The 514-nt window shown below is 46.9% G+C and carries 1 protein-coding gene; it reads left to right on the top strand.

All coding sequences use genetic code 11. The features are described 5' to 3' along the window. Nucleotides 1-44: 44 nt before the first annotated feature. On the top strand, nt 45-514 hold a 470-nt coding region (locus ACP45E_RS08020; RefSeq protein WP_158008370.1), incomplete at its 3' end, for a DMT family transporter.

The following is a 514-nucleotide window of genomic DNA, read 5'->3' as shown; positions in this document are numbered from 1 at the left end:
AAGATACTTTCACTAAAGTAATGGCTGATCAGTCAAGGAGAGTTATGAGCAGGATTCAGCAAGTTAAGACAATAGCGTTAACCGCAATTGCACCTATTGTCTGGGGCAGTACCTATATAGTCACAACAGAAGCACTACCTCCAGAAAGTCCGCTTATTGCTTCAACAATCCGTTCGCTTCCAGCTGGTATAGTGCTGGTGCTTATTAGCCGAGCGTGGCCAACTGGATTGTGGTGGCTTCGTATGGCAGTGCTAGGTTTTCTGAACATCGGGCTATTTTTTTATTGCTTATTTTTCGCGGCAACCTACCTACCGGGTGGCATGGCATCGATGGTGATGTCGATCCAGCCGGTGATAGTAATGATCATGAGTTGGTATCTATTGAGTGCCAGCTTCTCTTCACAACAACTGACCGCCAGTGTGTTAGGCATTATTGGCGTAGGTCTGTTAGTGCTCAACAGCTCGGCCGAACTCAATATTGAAGGTTTGGTCACCGCCATACTTGGAACGCTGAG

Origin of the sequence: Vibrio genomosp. F10 str. 9ZD137 (assembly GCF_049974785.1) — a bacterium.
Taxonomy (GTDB): Bacteria; Pseudomonadota; Gammaproteobacteria; order Enterobacterales; family Vibrionaceae; genus Vibrio.
The sequence above is the reverse complement of the archived record's forward strand: the minus strand, read 5'-3'. Positions and strand labels throughout refer to the sequence as shown.